This is a genomic window from Phenylobacterium sp. (assembly GCF_035276905.1).
In the GTDB taxonomy this organism is placed as follows: domain Bacteria; phylum Pseudomonadota; class Alphaproteobacteria; order Caulobacterales; family Caulobacteraceae; genus Phenylobacterium.
On sequence record NZ_DATELG010000217.1, the window covers coordinates 1 to 14,919 of the forward strand.

The 14,919-nt window shown below is 70.7% G+C and carries 16 protein-coding genes; 8 read left to right on the forward strand and 8 right to left on the reverse strand.

The features are described 5' to 3' along the window. The 5 genes from VJS38_RS10100 to VJS38_RS10120 form a co-directional block, all read right to left on the reverse strand. Nucleotides 1-1,091, reverse strand: a 1,091-nt coding sequence (locus tag VJS38_RS10100; protein ID WP_324088021.1) for a PAS domain-containing protein, incomplete at its 3' end; no start/stop codon positions are given. Nucleotides 1,092-1,204: 113 nt separating this feature from the next. Continuing rightward, entirely contained in the window at nt 1,205-1,903 is a 699-nt protein-coding gene (locus VJS38_RS10105) for a TPM domain-containing protein (protein ID WP_324088022.1), read from the reverse strand. Continuing rightward, nucleotides 1,903-2,787: a TPM domain-containing protein gene (locus VJS38_RS10110; RefSeq protein ID WP_414692431.1), complete on the reverse strand. Its 885-nt coding sequence runs from the start codon at nt 2,785-2,787 to the stop codon at nt 1,903-1,905. Before VJS38_RS10110 ends, VJS38_RS10105 begins: the two co-directional genes overlap by 1 nt. 20 nt (nt 2,788-2,807) lie before the next feature. After that, a complete protein-coding gene (locus VJS38_RS10115; RefSeq protein ID WP_324088023.1) occupies nt 2,808-3,485 on the reverse strand; it encodes a LemA family protein in 678 nt (225 codons plus the stop codon). 96 nt (nt 3,486-3,581) lie between these two features. Further along, on the reverse strand, nt 3,582-5,831 hold the full coding sequence (locus tag VJS38_RS10120) for an ATP-binding protein (protein ID WP_324088024.1): 2,250 nt from the start codon (nt 5,829-5,831) through the stop codon (nt 3,582-3,584). A gap of 206 nt (nt 5,832-6,037) precedes the next feature. Here VJS38_RS10120 and VJS38_RS10125 point away from each other — a divergent pair, with 206 nt between their 5' ends. Together VJS38_RS10125 and VJS38_RS10130 are read left to right on the forward strand one after the other, a co-directional pair. Beyond that, the gene (locus VJS38_RS10125) at nt 6,038-7,195 is read left to right on the forward strand and encodes a DegT/DnrJ/EryC1/StrS aminotransferase family protein (RefSeq protein WP_324088025.1); all 1,158 of its coding nucleotides are present in this window, start codon (nt 6,038-6,040) and stop codon (nt 7,193-7,195) included. 120 nt (nt 7,196-7,315) lie between these two features. Further along, the gene (locus VJS38_RS10130) at nt 7,316-7,969 is read left to right on the forward strand and encodes a hypothetical protein (RefSeq protein ID WP_324088026.1); all 654 of its coding nucleotides are present in this window, start codon (nt 7,316-7,318) and stop codon (nt 7,967-7,969) included. On the opposite strand, the gene VJS38_RS10135 is transcribed toward VJS38_RS10130, so the two are convergent. Further along, the gene (locus tag VJS38_RS10135) at nt 7,966-8,835 is read right to left on the reverse strand and encodes a patatin-like phospholipase family protein (protein ID WP_324088027.1); all 870 of its coding nucleotides are present in this window, start codon (nt 8,833-8,835) and stop codon (nt 7,966-7,968) included. The two genes, VJS38_RS10130 and VJS38_RS10135, sit on opposite strands and share 4 nt — an antisense overlap. A gap of 158 nt (nt 8,836-8,993) precedes the next feature. Here VJS38_RS10135 and VJS38_RS10140 point away from each other — a divergent pair, with 158 nt between their 5' ends. Further along, entirely contained in the window at nt 8,994-9,581 is a 588-nt protein-coding gene (locus tag VJS38_RS10140; RefSeq protein WP_324088028.1) for a histidine phosphatase family protein, read from the forward strand. A gap of 3 nt (nt 9,582-9,584) precedes the next feature. On the opposite strand, the gene VJS38_RS10145 is transcribed toward VJS38_RS10140, so the two are convergent. Continuing rightward, a complete protein-coding gene (locus tag VJS38_RS10145; protein ID WP_324088029.1) occupies nt 9,585-9,827 on the reverse strand; it encodes a hypothetical protein in 243 nt (80 codons plus the stop codon). Between the two features lie 117 nt (nt 9,828-9,944). On the opposite strand from VJS38_RS10145, the gene VJS38_RS10150 reads away from it, so the two are divergent. Genes VJS38_RS10150 through VJS38_RS10170 form a run of 5 tightly spaced genes read left to right on the forward strand, consistent with a single transcriptional unit; the run spans nt 9,945 to nt 13,868 of the window. Beyond that, a complete protein-coding gene (locus VJS38_RS10150; RefSeq protein WP_324088030.1) occupies nt 9,945-10,691 on the forward strand; it encodes a YebC/PmpR family DNA-binding transcriptional regulator in 747 nt (248 codons plus the stop codon). A 20-nt stretch (nt 10,692-10,711) separates the two neighbouring features. Continuing rightward, nucleotides 10,712-10,906, forward strand: a complete 195-nt coding sequence (locus tag VJS38_RS10155) for a hypothetical protein (protein ID WP_324088031.1) — start codon at nt 10,712-10,714, stop codon at nt 10,904-10,906. 12 nt (nt 10,907-10,918) lie between these two features. Further along, nucleotides 10,919-12,394, forward strand: coding sequence for a sensor histidine kinase (locus tag VJS38_RS10160; protein ID WP_324088032.1), 1,476 nt, complete (start codon nt 10,919-10,921; stop codon nt 12,392-12,394). Continuing rightward, complete coding sequence (locus VJS38_RS10165) at nt 12,391-12,837, forward strand: response regulator (protein WP_324088033.1); 447 nt, start codon at nt 12,391-12,393, stop codon at nt 12,835-12,837. The genes VJS38_RS10160 and VJS38_RS10165 overlap by 4 nt, the downstream gene beginning before the upstream one ends. Further along, on the forward strand, nt 12,834-13,868 hold the full coding sequence (locus tag VJS38_RS10170; protein WP_324088034.1) for a sensor histidine kinase: 1,035 nt from the start codon (nt 12,834-12,836) through the stop codon (nt 13,866-13,868). The genes VJS38_RS10165 and VJS38_RS10170 overlap by 4 nt, the downstream gene beginning before the upstream one ends. A gap of 125 nt (nt 13,869-13,993) precedes the next feature. On the opposite strand, the gene VJS38_RS10175 is transcribed toward VJS38_RS10170, so the two are convergent. Continuing rightward, nucleotides 13,994-14,623, reverse strand: a complete 630-nt coding sequence (locus VJS38_RS10175) for a superoxide dismutase (protein WP_324088035.1) — start codon at nt 14,621-14,623, stop codon at nt 13,994-13,996. Between the last annotated feature and the right edge of the window lie 296 nt (nt 14,624-14,919).

Here is a 14,919-nt window from a genome sequence, read left to right on the forward strand (position 1 = left end):
CCCTGCCCCTCCAGCGTCACCGGCTCCAGCGCCACGTCGATGTCGAAGCGCGTCAGGTCGAAGGCTTCGAGCACGACGCGCATCAGCTCCGCCATCTGGAACGGACCGCCGCCCGAGGCGGTGGCGAGCTCCTGCGACTTCGCCATCGCCGAGAGCCGCGACATGATCAGCTCGGCCAGGTCGTCGACGGTCGCCGAGGAGCGGGCGGCCTGCTGCACCATGGCCATCAGCACCGTCATGGCGTTTTGCGCCCGATGCCCCAGCTCGCGCATCTGCAGCCGGCGCTGCTCCTCGGCGCTGTGCCGATCGGTGACGTCGATGGTCACGCCATGGATGGACTTCAGGCCGGCGGCGTCGCGGCGCACCCGCTGGTGCAGCGCCACCCAGCGCACCTCGCCGTCGCGGCGGATCAGGCGGTGCTCAAGCCAGAAGTCGGTCCCGTCGGGGCTGTCCACGAAATGCGCGGGGGAAAGGCCGGCCAGCGGACGATCGTCCGGATGCACCATCTCCCTGAAGGCGGCGAGCGTGATCGGCGTCTGCGGCGGGACGTCGTAGATCGCGTACTGGCCATCGGACCAGAGGATGGCCTCCGGATCGTCGCGGTTCCAGCTGAAGACGCCCATGCCGGTCAGCTCGATCGCCTGCTCCAGCCGCAAGCGCTCCTCCGCCAGCTGCTCGGCCATCCGCTTGGAGTCGGTGATGTCGACGAAGAGCCCGTCGAGCAGCCAGCCGCCATCGCCGACCGGACGTCTTGCGGACGTCACGCGCAGCCACCGCAGTTCGCCGCCGGGCTTGCGGATGCGCAGCTCCGTCGACCAGGGGCCATGGCCCGCCGCGGCCGTAGCCTTGGCGGCCAGCAGCCGGTCATGGTCCTCGGGAACGATCACCTCGGCGAGGGCCCACGAATCCGCCAGCAGGGCTTCGGGCGGCGCGCCGAGCATCGCCATGCATCCGCCGCCCACGCGCAGGAACCGGGACGTGCGGCCGTCGGCGCCCAGATACATCCGGAACGAGACGCCGAGCCCAAGCGCGTCGACCACGTCCCGAAAGGACGGCTCGTCGGCGAATGTGTCCCTTGCTGCGCCCGACACGGGCTCTCCCCTGCCCATAGAGTGACACTGTGTCGGCGCGTGGCGCGGCGCAAGACAGAACGCCGATCGGCGCCGCCGCCCACTCCCCGACCCATGTTGTGGTGAAGGTTCGGTCAGACTCGCGGCAAAATAACGACCGCGTTCGGCAACTCGTCAGGGTTGTCTTGCGCCGTTGGCGGGAAGCGCTCGGCCAGCACCTCGCCGCACAGCCTGACGGCCGCGGCGACGCCAGTCCCGGCCTCTCCCCGTCGCAATCCGGCGACCAGGGCCGCCATCGCCTCGTCCCACACCCGGGCCTCGACGTGGGCGGCGATGCCCTCGTCGGCGATCAATTCGGCCATGCGCTCGCCGAACGAGACGAAGATCAGGACCCCGGTGCGCTCGCGGGTCAGGTGCATGTTCTTGGCCGCGAACTGCTCCAGCGCGCGGCGCCGCACGCGGTCGCGCTTGAAGACCCGCGGCGTCAGCGCCAGCCTGAGCGGCGGCAGGGCCACCAGCACCAGGGTCGCGACGAACAGCGCCGCCTGCAGCACGATCGCCCCGATCAGGGCGCTGCGGGCGGCGCGTTCGGCGACCTCGCCCACCTGTTCGGCGGCCCAGCCGCCCACGAGGTCCGGCGCGGTGACATGGATCCCCCCCAGCAGCAGCAGGGCCGGTCCCAGCAAGGCCGCGCCCGCCGCCCAGGCCAGCGGCGTCTCGGCATAGTCGCCGCTCTGGTCGGTGACCACGCAGTAGATCTCGCCCGTGGTGCGGGCCTCGGCATCAGTGATCGCAGCTTCGATCGCCGCCAGGTCTGAGGGTGCGAGCGCCATCACCAGCTCCCCGAGGATCCGCCGCCGCCGAACGAGCCGCCGCCGCCGGAGAACCCCCCGCCGCCTCCGCCGCCGCCCCAATCGCCGCCGCGACCGCGACCGCCGCCCGACATCATCAAGGGCAGCAGCCACCACAGGCCGCTCCCGCCGCGCCGGCCGCCGAAGCCGCCGAGCAGCGAGGCCAGCACCCAGAAGATGAAGACGATCAGGATCACCAGGCCGAACGAGCCTCCGCCGCCGTCCTGCTGCACCTTCTCCTGGGTCTGGGCGGCCTGGGCGACGTTCTGCCTGGCCTGGTCCTCCGGCAGGGCGAGCTGCTGGATGATCGCTTCCGCCCCATCGACGACGCCCTGCTCCATCTGGCCTGCGCGGAACCTCGGCAGCACCTTGGTCTGCAGGATCACGCTGGAGAGCGCGTCCGTCAGCACCGGCTCCAGGCCGTAGCCGACCTCGATGCGCACCTTCTTCTCGTTCGGCGCGACGATGAAGACGACCCCGTCGTCCTTCCCCTTACGGCCGATGCCCCAGGTCCGGCCGAGCTGGTAGCCGTAGTCGGCGATGTCGTAGCCCTGCAGGTCCGGGATCGTCGCCACCACCATCTGCCGCCCGGTCTGGGCCTCGAGATTGGCGAGGTCGGCGTCGAGCTTCTGCGTCGCCTGGGGCGAGAGCATGTGGGCGTTGTCGACCACCCGCCCGGTGAGCGCCGGGAACTGCGGCGCGGCCGCGGCGACCGTGGCGAAGGCGAGGAGGAGGACGCCGGCGACGACGGCGGGCAGCCGCCTCCACCCCTTCTCGTTTCGGACGTGGTCCTCGCGTCTGGCGCCGACGCGGCCTTCTCCCGCTTGCGGGAGAAGGCGAAATACGCCGTGGAGGCGGCTCGACACGAGTGCGGACTTCTTGTGCGCTACTGCGCCGGCGCAGGAACCGCGGGCTGGGCCGGCGGCGCGGAACCCGGCGTGGCCGGCTGGCCGACCGCAGGCGCGCCGAAATTCACGCTGGGCGCGCTCTGGGCCGCGCTGGTCGCCTGGAAGAGCTGCATCGGCTGCGAGCCGGAATACATGGTCTTGGCCCAGAACACCGTGGGGAAGGTCCTGAGGCTGGTGTTGTAGTCGCGGACCGCCTCGTTGTAGTCGCGCCGGGCGATGGTGATCCGGTTCTCCGTGCCCTCCAGTTGGCTCTGCAGGGCCAGGAAGTTCTGGTTGGACTTCAGCTCCGGATAGTTCTCCTGGATCATCATCAGCCGGCCGAGCACCCCTGACAGCTTGTCCTGGGCCTGGGCGTACTGCTGGAACTTCGCCGGGTCGGTCAGGGTCGAGGCGTCGACCTTCACCTGGGTGGCCGAGGCCCGCGCCTGGGTCACCTCGGTGAGCACGGCGCGCTCCTGGGCGGCGTAGGCTTTCACCGTCTCGACGAGGTTGGGGATCAGGTCGGCGCGGCGCTGGTAGTCGTTCTGGACGTCGGCCCAGGCCGCCTTGGCGCGCTCTTCCTTGGTCGGGATGGTGTTGACGCCGCAGGCGGCGAGCGTCAGCGGGCCGATCAACAGAAGCGCCAAGCGCGCGAGACGTGTGCGAAAGAGGTTCACGGGATCCAGCTCCAAAGTCGCCAAGCCTGAGCAGCGGCTATTGATGGTCCCGACGTCGCCCGCGCGCAATGTACTTCGCGAACGGTCTGGACGGCTTCAGGCGGCGGCCGACGCCGACTGGCCAGATGCGACGGAGAGCGCCCGCACCAGCTCGGCGAGCTGAATCGGCTTGGCGAGGAAGTCGTCCATCCCCGCGGCGAGATACTCCTGGACCTGGTGGTTCATGACGTTGGCCGTCAAGGCGATGATGCGGATGCGCCCATGGCCGCGCTCGGCCTCGATGCGGCGGATCTCCATCGCCGCCTCGACGCCGTTCATCCGCGGCATCTGCGCGTCCATCAACACCACGTCGAACACGCCCGCGGCGAAGGCTTCGACCGCCGCCTGACCGTCGGCGGTCATTGTCAGGTCGACGCCGAACGGCTCCAGCAGCGCGCTGAGCACCAGCTGATTGTTGGGGTTGTCCTCGGCGACCAGGATGCGCAGCGGCAGCTCCTCCACGTCGCCGCTCGCGTCGGTCCTCGCCAAGGGCGCCGTGGCGGCCTCGAGCGGCGTCATCGGCACGGTGAAGCCGAAGCTCGAGCCTTCACCGGGCGCGCTGTCGAGGGTGATCCTGCCGCCCATCGAGCGGACGATGTTGGCGCAGATGGCCAGCCCCAGCCCCGTGCCGCCGAACTGGCGGGTGGTGGAGGCGTCGGCCTGCTCGAAGGCGCCGAAGATCAGCTCCTGCTTCTCGGGAGCCACGCCGATGCCGCTGTCCTCCACGCAAAACCGCAGGCCAGCTTCAGCGCGCTCCACGCGGACCGCCACGTGCCCCTGAGGCGTGAACTTCACCGCATTGGAGACCAGGTTGCAGAGCACCTGGCGAAGGCGGTCGCCGTCGCCGCGCCAGACGCCCGCCGCCTCGGGCGCGATTTCGACGGCGAGGCGCAATTCCTTCTGCGCCGCGAGGGACTCGAAGCCGCTGACCGCCGCGCGCACCGTTGCCGCGAGGTCGAACGGATGCTCGTCCAGCTCGAACTTGCCGGCCTCGATCTTGGCCAGGTCGAGGACGCTGTTCAGCACCGCCAGCAGCGACCTGCCGCTCTCGGCGACGAGCTGCAGGCGCTGGCGCTGATCCGGATCCAGGTGGTTGCGCTCCATGACCTGGACCATGCCGAGGAGGGCGTTGAGCGGCGTGCGGATCTCGTGGCTGGTGTTGGCGAGGAACTCGCTCTTGGCGCGGCTGACCTGCTCGGCCTGCGCCCGGGCCGCATCCTGCTGCGCCATCAATTCGCGCTGCGCCGTGACGTCGGTGATGAGGCCGACCAGCCCGCCGTCGCGGCTCGTCCCGGCGCGGGACTCGAACCAGCGCCCGTTCGGCGCCTGGAACGGTTCGAACCGCAGTTCGCATCCGGGCGCGACGCTGCGCGGATCGGATTCGACGAAGCAGCTCGGCAGGCCCATCGCCACCGCCTGGGCGAGGGCGGTGTCGTGATCGAGGCCGATCCGGGGCTCCAGGCCATAGAGGCGAAGGAAATCGGCGAAGCTCTCGTTCCAGAAGATCAGCCGGTAGCTGGCGTCGAAAAAGCCGATCGCGCAGGGGGCCTTGTTCAAGGAGGCTCGCAAGGCCGAGAGCGCCGTGGCCTTGCCGACCCCGTCCATCAGCAGCACGCCCGCTCCGCTGATCAGGATCACGCCGACCAGCAGGCCGACCGCCAGGCCCAAGCCTTCCCGGCTGTAAAAGCCCGGCGGATAGGCAAAGGGCGCCGGCGTCAGCTTCGCCGCCGCCATTGCGGTGAAGTGGAGCCCGCAGATCGCCGCCACCAGCAGGGCCGCCGCGGCGAAGCCGGCGGACCGCCGCTTGAAATCGCCGGCCACCGTCAGCGAGGCGGCCGCGCCGGTCACGCCGATCAGGATCGCCGTCCCGACGAGGACCGGATCCCAGGCGATCTGCGCGGGCAGCCGCATGGCGGCGACGCCGATGAAGTGCATGGCCGCGATCGCCAGACCGCAGACGCCGCCGCCCAGCGCCCGGCCGAGACGGCCGCTCGAATAGGCCGCCACGCCGCCGCCCAGCAGGAAGCCGACGCTCGCCGTGACCAGCGACACCACCGTGCCCTGGAACTCGAAGGCCGCGGGGGTGTGCCGTTGGAAGGCGAGCATGGCCATGAAGTGCGTGGCCCAGACGCCCGCCCCCAGCAGGAACGCGAGCATGGCCAGCCAGACGTGGCGGACGAGGCCGCGCGCCTGCCGCGCCCGCCGGTAGGCGCTGAGCCCGGCGCCCGCGGAAATCACACAGATCAGGACCGCCCAGACGAGTTGCCTCGGATCGTGCTGCTCCAGGCAGGTGATGACGGCGAACATGTATGACAGACTAGGCCGCGCGGTCGGACGAAAGGCTTAACTGCCGCCGGCTTGCGCCTACCCAAGGGTGCGGCGGCTTGTCGCAGCTCGTGACCGGCGCGATCGCAACAGACGCTCACCAACCGTGTCTGGCGCCGCCTGCGCCGCCCATGCCATTAGGCAGGCTACCTATTTGCCCCACAGGCTGCGCGAGACCCAAATAGCCGATGCCGATCCCCTTCATCGACCTGCAGGCGCAGCGCGCCCGCCTGGGCCAGCCGCTCGAAGACGCCATCCTCAAGGTCGTCCGCTCCGGCGCCTACGTCATGGGGCCGCAGATCGCCGAGCTGGAGACGGCGCTGGGGGCCTTCGGCCAGGCGCCGCACGTGCTTAGTTGCGGATCCGGCACCGAGGCCCTGGTGCTGCCGCTGATGGCCTGGGGGGTCGGCCCGGGCGACGCGGTGTTCTGCCCGTCCTTCACCTTCGCCGCCACGGCCGAGGCCGCCCCGCTCGTGGGCGCCTCGCCGGTGTTCGTCGACATCGACCCGGACACCTACAACATGGACGCCGAGAGCCTCGAGGCGGCGATCCAGGCGGTGAAGGCCAAGGGCGAGCTTGCGCCCAAGGCGGTGATTGCCGTCGACCTGTTCGGCCAGCCGGCCGACTATCCGAAGATCGCCGAGGTGGCGCGTCGGCACGGGCTGAAGCTGATCGCCGATTCCGCCCAGGGCTTCGGCTGCACGCTCGGCGGCAAGCATCCGATCCACTGGGCGGACGTCGCCACCACCTCGTTCTTTCCGGCCAAGCCGCTCGGCGCCTATGGCGACGCGGGCGCGGTGCTCTGCAAGGACGCGCGGCTGCACGACCTGCTGGTCAGCCTGCGGGTGCACGGCCAGGCGGTGAAGTCCGATCTCGAAGGCCTGAGCTTCGAGCACGATCCGAAGTACCTGAACGTGCGCGTCGGCATCAACGGCCGCATGGACACCCTGCAGGCCGCCGTCCTGCTGCAGAAGCTGACCATCTTCGAGGACGAGATCGCCGCCCGGAACCGCATCGCCGACCGCTACGCTGCGGCGCTCGGCGACCTCGTCAGAACGCCACGGGTGATCGAGGGCGCCGTCTCGGTCTGGGCGCAGTACACGATCGAGGTCGCCGACCGCGACGGCCTGGCCGCGGCGCTGCGCGACCAGGGCGTGCCGACCGCCGTCTACTATCCGATCCCGATCCACCGGCAGAACGTCTATTCCGCCTACCCGACCGCCCCCGGCGGCCTGCCGGTCACCGAGGCCAAGGCCGGCGTGGTGATCAGCCTGCCGATGCACCCCTACCTCTCCGAGGCCGACCAGGACCTGGTCACCGGCGCGATCCGCAGCTTCTTGGAGTAGGCCGCGCCGGCCCGGCGTCGCCTGGGGTCGGCGCCGGAGTGACAGCGCCTCGGTCCATGCGCAGACTGTCGAAAGGTCGAGCGCATGACAGCGGACAGACACACAGGCCGTTTCGCGGCGGTGAGCAGGCGAGGCCCGCGCGAGCCGCGCTGGCCGGTGGTGCTCACCCTTCTGGCCTTGCTGGTGCTGCTGATTACGATGCCCGCCCGGCTGCGGCTGATGCCGGAATGGGCCCTCTATGTCGCCGGCGCCGTGGTCGTCGGCCCGCTGGTCGGGGTGGCGATGCGTCCCGACAACCCGACGTGGAGACAAGTCGAGCGGACCGCCACGCTGGGATTCGTCGCCTTCGCGGCGATCGGCGACATGATGGTGCTGCGCACGCTCATCGTCGACATCCTTCGTCATGCGCGCGAGGTGAGCGGGCTCCAGCTCCTGGCTTCGAGCGTCGCCATCTGGCTCGCCAACGTGGTGACCTTCTCGCTGCTCTATTGGCAGATGGATCGCGGGGGGCCGACCAGCCGTGAAGGCGCCGCGGCTGGGCGGCCCGACTGGGTCTTTCCTCAGGATCAGTTGGGGGACGAATTCGTCAGGCCAGGCTGGCGGCCGCAGTTCGTCGACTACCTGTTCCTCGGCTTCTCCACTGCGACGGCGTTCAGCACCACCGACGCGCCGCCGGTCACCAGCCGGGCCAAGCTGGCGATGATGGCCGAGAGCTCGATCTCTCTGCTGACGCTCGTGGTGGTCGCCGCACGGGCGATCAACCTTCTGGGTTAGCCCCAGATCTCCTTCAGGATCGGCGCCTGGCTGAGGCCCTGGGCGAGACCTGCGCGGGCGACCATGGCGTCGCGCTCCATCTCCATCAGGTCGCCGCCGAAGGCCGCGCCGGCCGCCTCGTCGGGGGTGATCACGACGACGACAGCGTCGCCGGCCTTGAGGCTCTCGACCTCCTCGTCCAGGCGCTTGGCCAGCCAGGGCGGGGCTCCCGGCGGCTGCACCGAGACGACCACCACGACCTCGTGGCCGGCGGCGAGGTCGGCGTTGCTGGCCGATCGGGCGCCGCCGTCCATGTAGGGGCGGCCCTGCAGCCGCACCGGCGGGAAGAGCCCGGGAACCGCGCAGCTGGAGGCCACCGCCGGCAAGAGGTCGACGCCGGACCCGGCGTCCCAGATCTGGAAGCCGCCGTCCTCGGCGTCCGCCGCCGTGCAGGCGAAGTCGCGGGCGGGCCAGCCATGCCTCGGCGCCTCGCCCAGCGCGCGGCCGATCCGCTGCATGAACTCGCCCTCGCCGACCGTGGCCGCGGCAAGCGCCAGCGCGCCCAGCTCGCGGCGCACCTCGGCGGGATGGCGCGTGCCGCTCTGCGCCTCGGTCATCAGCTCCATCATCCGGGCGAGGTCGGCCATCGACGGCGCTGGATCGTCCTGCGCCGGACGATCCGCACCCGGCGCCAACAGCGCGTCCGCCAGCCGGGCGGCCTCGACGCCGCAGGCCAGCCGCGCGCCGACCACGGCCCCGGCCGAGGTGCCGAGGATGTGGTCGGCCTGGCCCAGGTCGACGCCGCCCTGGGCGAAGCCGGCGATCAGCCCGCTCTCCCAGGCGACGCCTTGGGGACCTCCGCCGCTCAAGACCAACGCCCGAGTCATGCCAATGCTCATAAACCTTTGAAGTTAGACCATTCGCGACGCCGAACCGGCGTCCGCTTCGGCTGCGAATGGTCTAGCATCGATCGCCGCGCCGCGACTGTCCAGGCAGCCGCGGCCGCTTGCGCTGACGCCGCCGCCTCGCGCATGGTCCAGCCCCGATGATCTACCTGGTTCGACACGGCGAGACGGAGTTCAACCGCGAGCGGCGACTCCAGGGGCACGTGGACTCGGCCCTTACCGACCTCGGCCGCCGCCAGGCCGCGGCGGTGGGCCGGCGGCTGCAGGCGCTGATCGGACCCGCGGCCGGCTGGCGGATCGTGGCGAGCCCCTTGGGGCGCGCCTGTCGCACCGCCGAGATCCTCGCCGCGGCGGTCGGCGGCGCCGAGATCGAGATCGAGCCTCGGCTGATCGAGGTCAGCTGGGGGGCGTGGGACGGACGCCTGCGCAGCGAGCTGGCGGCCGCCTGCCCGGCGTTCGCCGCCAGCAACTGGGCCTTCCACGCCCCGACCGGCGAGAGCTACGCGGCGATGCTCGCGCGCCTCGGCGACTGGCTGGCGGACCTGCCGCGGGAAGGCGAACGGCGGGTGATCGCCGTCAGCCACGGCGTCACCGGGCGCGTGCTGCGCGGCCTCTACGCCGGCCTGCCGATCGAGACGACGATGGCCCACGACGCCCCGCAGGACGCGATCTTCCAGCTGGCGGAGGGTCGGGTTCGCCGCATCGACTGCGCCGTCGCGGCGGCCTGAGATTCAGTTCAGCCGGCGCAGCCGCGGTCCCAGCGGCAGGCCGACGCGCTGCTCCGCCCCCACCATCCGCGTCACGCCGATGGCGAGCATCGCCGTCGCCAGGCCGAGCGCGAAGGCGCCGCCCACCGCCAGCGCCAGGCCCGCCGGGCCGAAGGTCAGGGGGCGCGGCTCCATCCAGTGGACCAGCTCGCCGTTCGGCTCCTCGGGCAGGACCTCGTCGAAGTCCTCGTAGCTGTGCTCGCTCATGATCCAACCTTCGCCGCTCGCGCTACTGGCCCTAACCCGCGCCTCCGGCAGGGGTTCCGCAGGCCGCGCGCCGAGGGTAGAAGCGGCCGACAACCCTTTCGAACCTGCCGAACGGACATGGCCGGACACTCAAAGTTCAAAAACATCATGCATCGGAAGGGCCGCCAGGACGCGGTCCGCTCGAAAATGTTCTCCAAGCTGTCGCGCGAGATCACCGTGGCGGCGAAGTCGGGCATGCCCGATCCGGCGATGAACCCCAGGCTCCGCCTGGCGATCGCCAACGCCAAGGCCGAGTCGATGTCCAAGGACGTCATCGACCGCGCCATCAAGAAGGCCATCGGCGGCGACGCCGAGACCTATGACGAGATCCGCTACGAGGGCTTCGGCCCCGGCGGCGTCGGCGTCATCGTCGAGGTGCTGACCGACAACCGCAACCGCGCCGCGGCCAACGTCCGCTCCACCTTCGCCAAGAACGGCGGCAACCTGGGCGAGACCGGCTCGGTCTCCTTCATGTTCGATCGCATGGGCCAGATCGTCTATCCGGCCGCGGCCGGCTCGGAGGACAAGGTGATGGAGGCGGCCATCGAGTCGGGGGCCGACGACGTCGAGTCCGACGAGGAAAGCCACACCGTCTACACCGCCTTCGAGCAGCTGTCGGAAGTGGCCCAGGCGCTGGAGGCCCTGCTCGGCGCGCCGAAGTCGACCGGCATCGTCTGGCGGCCGAAGTCGCAGACGCCGGTGACCGGCGAGCCCGCCGCCACCCTGATGAAGCTGATCGAGGCGTTGGAGGACGACGACGACGTGCAGAACGTCTACTCCAACGAGGACATCGCCGAAGACGAGCTGGAAAAGCTCGCCTCGTAAAGAGGAGCGCCGAGCCAGGCATGCCCCGCCGCCCGGAGGATCCGCAGGTCACCGACCTTCATCGCTACCGCCGGGCGCGGGAGCTGCAGCGCCGGCGGCCTCCGCCACGGCCGACGAACGGGCGCCTGCTCGGCGGGCGGCCGCGCGCAGGCCTGATCCTGCTGGCGGTGATCCTGGCGCTGGCGGCGCTGTGGATCCTTCCGAACCTGCGCTGAGTTCCGCAGCCGATGGCGAAGCTCTCGGAGCGTACGGCGGGCGCCCTCGTGCTGGGCGCGGTCGTGGTCGGCTTCGTGCTGATCCTGGCCATCGGCCTGATCGGCGTGGCGGTGATGCAGCGCAACCTCGCCTACACCGACCAGGTGGCGCACACCTACGAGGTCCAGAACGCGATCAACGACTTCCGCCTGCTGAACGAGCGGATGGAGACCGCGCGGCGCGGCTACCTGCTCTCGCCGGAGCCCAACTTCGCGCGAGTGTTCGAGGAGACGTCGCTGCAACTGCCCGGCGCGCTGGCGCGGATCGGCCAGCTGACCCGGGACAATCCGGCCGAGCAGGCCCGCGTCGCCCGCGCCCAGGCCCTGGTGCGCGACGAGGTCGCCGCGGCCCGCGTCTCGGTGGCGAACCGCCTGGCCAGCGCGGCCAACTTCGCCGAGGACGAGGTGGTGCAGGACATCCGGGCGATCCGGCAGCTCGCCCACGAGATGGCCGAGGACGAGGCGAAGAAGCTCGCCCATCGCGACACCGAGCGGCGCAAGGCGATCCGGCAGCTGACCGGCGTGATCGCCGTCGCCGGGATCGTGACCTTCGTCGTGGCGGTCGGCTCGCTCTGGATCATCTGGCGCTACACGCGCGACCTCGCCGACTCGCACGAGGCGCTGGGCCGCCTCAACGCCAGCCTGGAGGAGGAGGTCAGCTCGCGCACGGCCGAGCTCAGCCGCGCCAACGAGGAGATCCAGCGCTTCGCCTACATCGTCTCCCACGATCTGCGCTCGCCCCTGGTCAATGTGATGGGCTTCACCAGCGAGCTGGAGGCCGCCGCCCGGCCGCTCGCCGCCCTGATCGAAAAGGCCGACGCCGAAGCCCCGGGCCTGGTCAGCCCGGACGCGCGCGCGGCGGTGATGACCGACCTGCCGGAGTCCCTCGGCTTCATCCGCGCCTCCACCCAGAAGATGGACCGGCTGATCGGCGCGATCCTGCGGCTCTCGCGCGAGGGCCGGCGGGTGCTGACGCCGGAGCCCATCGAGCTCGCCAAGCTGTTCGAGACCGTCGTCGCCACCCTGAAGCACGTCGCCGACGACCGCGGCGCCGAGATCGTCCTCGCCCCCGGCCTGCCGAGCCTGGTCAGCGACCGGCTGGCGCTGGAGCAGATCTTCTCCAACCTGATCGAGAACGCGCTCAAATACCTGAAACCCGGCCGCCCCGGGCGGATCGAGGTCCACGCGCACCGCCGCGGCGAGCGCATCATCGTCGAGATCGCCGACAACGGCCGCGGCGTCGACCCCAAGGACCACGCCCGCATCTTCGACCTGTTCCGGCGCTCCGGCGCGCAGGATCAGCCCGGCGAGGGCATCGGCCTGGCCCATGTCCGCGCGCTCGGATATCGCCTCGGCGCCACGGTGACGGTCGACTCCGCACTTGACGCCGGCGCGACCTTCCGGGTTTCACTGCCGATGACACTCAGCCCGGAAGCGGCCGCCGCATGACAGACACCCGGCACGTCAGCATCGTCATGATCGAGGACGACGAGGGGCACGCGCGCCTGATCGAGCGCAACATCCGCAGAGCCGGCATCATGAACGAGATCCGGCACTTCGCCGACGGCGGCTCGGCGCTGAACTATCTGCACAATGACGAAAACGGCCCGGCCCGCAACGGTCCTGCGCTGGTGCTGCTGGACCTCAATCTGCCGGACATGAGCGGGACCGACATCCTGGCCGACATCAAGTCCAGCGATAGGCTGCGGCGAACGCCCGTCGTGGTGCTGACCACCACCGACGACAAGGTCGAGATCCAGCGCTGCTACGACCTGGGCTGCAACGTCTACATCACCAAGCCGGTTAATTATGAGAGCTTCGCCGACGCCATCCGCCAGCTCGGCCTGTTCCTTTCCGTCATCCAGGTGCCCGACGTCGAGGGTGGCGCTTGAACGCAGAGGTCCGCCGCGTCCTCTTCATCGATGACGACGAGGGGCTAAGGCGCCTCGTCGCGCGGGCGCTGTCGCGCCGAGGCTACGAGGTCACCCTCGCCGCCTGCGGCGAAGAGGGGCTGAGGCTGGCCCGCGAGCAGGCGTTCGACGTCATCGCGCTCGACCATTACATGCCGGGGCTCGGCGGCTTCGAGACCCTGAGGGGCCTCCTCGCCGAGCTGCGCGACACGCCGATCGTCTACGTCACCGGCTCGGACGAGACCCGGGTCGCGGTCACCGCCCTGAAGGCCGGCGCCGCCGACTATGTGGTCAAGGTCGTCGGCGACGAGTTCTTCGAGCTGCTCGACAGCGCCTTCACCCAGGCGCTGAAGCAGGTTCGCCTGCGCCGCCAGGCGGCTGCGGCCGAGGAGGCGCTGCGGGCCGGCAACCAGCGGCTCCAGGCGCTGCTGCGCGAGGTGAACCACCGCGTCGCCAACAGCCTGCAGCTGGTCTCCGCCTTCGTGCAGCTGCAGGCCGCGGCCCTCGACGACGAGGCCGCCCGCGCCGCCCTGGGCGACACCCAGCGGCGCATCGAGGCGGTCGGCCAGGTGCACCGCCGGCTCTACACCTCCGACGACGTCGAGTCGGTCGACATGGCCGCCTACCTCGACGCCCTCGTTGGCGAGATGCAGGAGAGCTGGGCGGGGGCGATCGGCGCGCGGCTGACGCTGAGCGCCGAGCCGATCCGCCTGGGCGCCGACCGCGCGGTCTCGCTGGGGGTCATCGTCAACGAGCTGATCACCAACGCCTGCAAGTACGCCTACGCCCCCGGCGAGGACGGCGAGGTGCGAATCAGCCTGCGCAAGGACGGCCATGACGCCCTGCGACTGGTCGTCGAGGACGACGGCCGCGGCCTGGAGCCCGGCTCCAGCGCCCAGGGCACCGGGCTGGGCGCCCGCGTGATCCGCGCCATGGCCGAGAGCCTGGGCGCGCAGATCGCCTATGATCCGGGCCACCACGGCGTCCGCGCGATCCTGACGGCCCCGCTGTAGGGCGTAGGTCGCCGTTGCTGCGTCGCCATTTCTCCGTCATCGCCGGGCTTGTCCCGGCAAGGTGATGAGGCCGGAGCCTTGGGCTGGGCGGCCCGCTTCAAGCGGGCCACCCAGCAGGCGACGGCTTACGCCGCTTCCGCGAAGGTCCAGGGCGCGTGGCGGCCTCGTGCGGCCTCGTACTGCGCCTCGGCGAACTCCCAGTCGGCCAGCGTGTCGAACCAGCGCTCGAGGAAGCTCAGCCGGTCCTGCTTATAGTCGAGGTAGTAGGCGTGCTCCCACACGTCGCAGACGAGCAGCGGCGTGCGCTTGTCGTGCGCCAGGGTGCCGGCGTCGTGGGTGGAGAGCACGACGAGGTCGGCGCCGTCGGCGGCCAGCCAGACCCAACCGGACGCGAAGTGGTTGGCGCCCTCGTCGACGAACTTCTTCTTCAGCCCGGCCAGATCGCCGAACGCGCCGGCGATGGCGCTCAGGAGCTCGCCCTGCGGATCGCGGCGCTCAGGCGTCATGCAGTCCCAGAAGAAGGCGTGGTTCCAGGCCTGGGCGGCGTTGTTGAACAGCTTGCCGAGCTTTTGCGTCTCGGCCTCGGCGACGATGTCCTCGAGGGTGCGGCCGTCCAGACCGCTCTCGGCGGCGAGCTTGTTGGTGTTCTCGACGTACTTGGCGTGGTGCTTGTCGTGGTGGGTGCGCATCGTCTCGGCGGAGATGACCGGCGACAAGGCCTCGTAGGCATAGGGCAGTTCGGGGAGGGTGATCATGAATAGGTCTCCAGGAATGGCCGAGGTCCGCCCGGGCTTCGCCCGCCGGTCGGCCACACCCCAATAGACCAGTTGCAGCATCGTTCCACGACACAACCTCGACCATTCGGCCCAATCGTCATTTGCCCGCTGACAATCGGGTGAGGCCGCTTATTCGGAGTAGGTCGGCTTGGTGGCGATCGGCGCGGAGGGATCGCTCGGCTGCGGCTTGCGCGGCGCAGGCGCAGCTTCGACCGCCAGGGCTGGCGGCGGCACGACGAGCGTCGGCGGCGCCGGCTCGGGCGCAGGCGGGGCGA